This is a genomic window from Rathayibacter sp. AY1C4, from assembly GCF_002932195.1.
Lineage (GTDB): Bacteria > Actinomycetota > Actinomycetes > Actinomycetales > Microbacteriaceae > Rathayibacter.
Genome location: NZ_PSWE01000061.1, coordinates 1 through 3,260 on the forward strand (window position 1 = coordinate 1; position 3,260 = coordinate 3,260).

Sequence of the window (3,260 nt, forward strand, 5' to 3'; positions counted from 1 at the left end):
TCGCGCCCGCAGCGCGAGGCTCCTCTGACCCGGCCCGGCTCGAACGGGCTGCCACCCTCACCGTGCTGCGGGCAGGACACCCCCTTACTGGATTAGGGGTGCCTTGGGCGGGCGCATTCGACGGTAGTGCGGCGCGAGCCTCGGAGGGCTAGTGCGTCGATGCGTCCGGCGTCCGATGAGGGGTCGTCATCCGGCCGCCCAGGATGGCCGCGCATGAGACCGGAATCTCGCGGCGCTGTTTGTCGCAATAGACCCGCCCGATGAGATGCCCGATGGTGGGGCGTCAACTGACACACTGAGCGCACGGTCGCTCGTGGGATACGCCCGCGTCTCAACCGACAAACGGACTCGACCGCGTAGCGCGACGCGCTCCGGGCGGCCGGCGTCCCATCCGATCGGATCTACGCCGACTTGGGTCTGACCGGCCGGAACCGCGAGCGTCCCGCGCTACGAGAGGCGCTGGCTGCGTGCAACGCCGGATCGACTCTGCTCGTGACGAAGCTCGACCGGCTCGCGCGGTCCATCACAGACCCTCGCGACATCGTTGATGAGCTGACCCGCCGCGGGGTGAAGCTCAGCATCGGGGGATTGGTCCACGATCCGGAGGATCCGATCGGCCGGCTGCTGTTCGACGTGCTCGCGATGGTCGCGGAGTTCGAGGGGGATCTGATTCGTGCCCGCACTCGTGAGGGGATGAAGGTCGCGAAGGCCAAGGGGCGTCTGCCTGGCCGTCAGCCGAAGCTGTCGCCGAAGATCGAGGCGCATCTGGTCGCAGAGCATCTTGCCGGGAACTGCACCGCTGCCGAGTTCGCGGCGGAGTTCAAGGTCGCGCGGTCGACGGTCTATCGGGCGGTGCAGCGGGCTGATGCGCGCGCCGCTGGCGCTGTCGCCCTGGCGCCACCGACGGAGGGCGCATGATGTCGGGGGCGGAGAGGGTACCTGCGCTGGTGCCGGAGAGGGTGGAAGTGCTGCCCGGTTGGTCTGCGCTTACACGTGTTCTCAGCACCGGGTGGGGATCTCTCGCCCAGGCGATCGCCTGTATCTGGCTCTTCGTCGGGTTCGCGGTCCTTCCTCCGGGATCGCGTCTGCCCCTTTTCGTGCAGCTGGTGCTGTTCTTCGCCGCTCTCGCTTGGTCAGTGATCTGTCTCGCGATCGGCACGTCCAGGGTCACCGGTGAGAAGGAAGCCGGTTACACGACCCTGGGGCTCGGGCGCATCACGGTTCCTGCGGTTGATGCGAGAACGGGCGTCGTCCTGCGGGCGGCAGGCGAGCCGCACTGCCGACTCGTCGGCCGGGTCCGGCACTCCACCGCCGAGGCGTCCGCCGCTCAGTCGAACCGCGCGCCCTCCGGCCGCGGCGGCAGCACGAACAGGATCAGCAGGAACACGTAGCCGGCGATCGGCACGAGGATCGCGAGGATCCAGAGCCCGCTGCGGTTCACGTCGTGCAGTCGCCGCCAGATCAGCGAGAGCGACGGGAGGAACGTCGCCAGGGCGATCGCGCTTGCGGCGAGCGACACCCAGAAGGTCTGGAACGGCGCGCCGCTCGGGTACGGCGTCAGTGTGAAGTCGAGGCGCCACGGACCGCCGTCGGCCAGCTGCAGCAGCCCTGTGAGGACGCTGCCGAGGAGGATGATCCACCAGTACTCGGCCCGGCTCGCCCTCCCGCGGAAGCGGAGGTAGTTGCCGAAGAAGCGGCGGAGCGCCGCCATCGGCGGAGCCCCGTAGTAGGGGAGGGTCAGCGGCGGCTCGGGGGTGCTCGGGCTCATCGGGTTCCGTCTCTCATCCCTCGACCGTATCCCCTGCTCCCCGGGGCGCCGCGTCGGCCGTGCTGACGACATCCCCGTCTTAGCGCCGGAGGAACGCCGCTGCATTCACGAGGCCGAAGGCCGCCGTCTTTACAACGGAGGAAGAACGTTCCAGCTCGACCGTGAACACGCGGATCGGCGCGCGCCGGAGCACGTTCTACCTCCGTTGTGAACACGATCAGCGGGTAGGAACCGCCTCCGCCCGCACCGCCGCCGTCGCCCGGGCGTCGACGATCAGGCTGACGACGAGCCCCACCGCGACGATGACGATCGCGACCCACGGCAGCACGTCGAGCCCGCTCGCGTCGATCGCCAGTCCGCCGACGACCGCGCCGCCGCCGATGCCGATGTTGAACGCCGTCGTCTGGAGCGCCGCGGCGAGGCTCCGCAGGTGGAAGGAGGAGGTGCGCAGCATCCGGGTCTGGAGCATCGCCGGGATGCCGCCGAACGCGATGTTCCAGATCACCGCGGCGACGACCACGGCCGTGGCGGCGCCGGTGCCCGCGGCGACGGCCAGGCCCGCGAGCGCCAGCACGACCGCGATCGCGGCGACCACGAAGCCCGAGCGGGGGAACCGGTCGGTCGCGAAGCCGGCCAGGACGAGTCCGACCGCCCCTGCGCCGCCGAACGCGAAGAGCACGAGCGGCACCGTGTCGGGGGCGAAGGAGGCGTTCTCGAGCCAGGGCGTGATGTAGGTCGAGAGGGTGTTCTGGCCGATCAGCACCAGCAGGATGACGACGCAGACCCCGATGATGCGGGGGAGCGTCCGGTCCTTCCGCGCCGGCAGGCGGATCTCGCCGGTCCGCAGCGGGATGTGGTGGTCGACCGCGGGCAGGAACTTCACCACGATCAGCGCGAGCACGAGCACGACGCCGCCGAGGATCGCGAAGGTGGGCCGCCAGCCGAACGCGTGCCCGAGCGCCGTGCCCAGGGGGACGCCGAGGACGAAGGCCGCGGAGCCGCCGCCCGCCGTGATCGCGGTCGCGCGGCCGAGCTGCTCCGGAGCGACGAGATGCGCGGAGTAGGCGGCGACGATCGCCCAGAAGAGGCCGTGGGCGAGCCCGCCGAGGATGCGGGCGCCGATGAGCAGCCCGAAGGTGGGGGCGAGCGCGGCGAGGACGTTGGCGACCGCGATGGTGCACAGCGCCACGAGGAGGAGGCTCTTGCGCGAGAAGCGCTGGGTCACCAGGGTCAGCGGAGTCGTCGCGACGACGACGGTCGCGGCGAAGATCGTGACGAGCTGGCCGGTGAGCGAGATGCTCACCCCGAGGTCGCGCGACATGTCGGGGATGAGCCCGGTCGGGAGGAACTCGCTCGTCACGGAGACGAAGACGGCGCCGGCGAGCGTGAGCAGGCCGATCCAGGGGAAGGCGGGGGCTTTCGCGGTGTCCTGAGGGTTCACGGTGTCCTGAGGTCGGGGGCGGGCGGAGCACGGAGCCGTAGGAGTGTGCAG

2 protein-coding genes and 1 pseudogene are annotated in these 3,260 nt (G+C 70.5%); 1 reads left to right on the forward strand and 2 read right to left on the reverse strand.

The genetic code is table 11. The features are described from left to right. Positions 1-265 precede the first annotated feature (265 nt). A pseudogene (locus C5C99_RS16570) lies at positions 266-918 on the forward strand (recombinase family protein). A gap of 409 nt (positions 919-1,327) precedes the next feature. Here C5C99_RS16570 and C5C99_RS16580 read toward each other — a convergent pair. Together C5C99_RS16580 and C5C99_RS16585 are read right to left on the reverse strand one after the other, a co-directional pair. Then, the gene (locus C5C99_RS16580) at positions 1,328-1,768 is read right to left on the reverse strand and encodes a DUF805 domain-containing protein (protein WP_181074638.1); all 441 of its coding nucleotides are present in this window, start codon (positions 1,766-1,768) and stop codon (positions 1,328-1,330) included. A gap of 217 nt (positions 1,769-1,985) precedes the next feature. Then, entirely contained in the window at positions 1,986-3,209 is a 1,224-nt protein-coding gene (locus tag C5C99_RS16585) for an MFS transporter (protein ID WP_181074639.1), read from the reverse strand. Between the last annotated feature and the right edge of the window lie 51 nt (positions 3,210-3,260).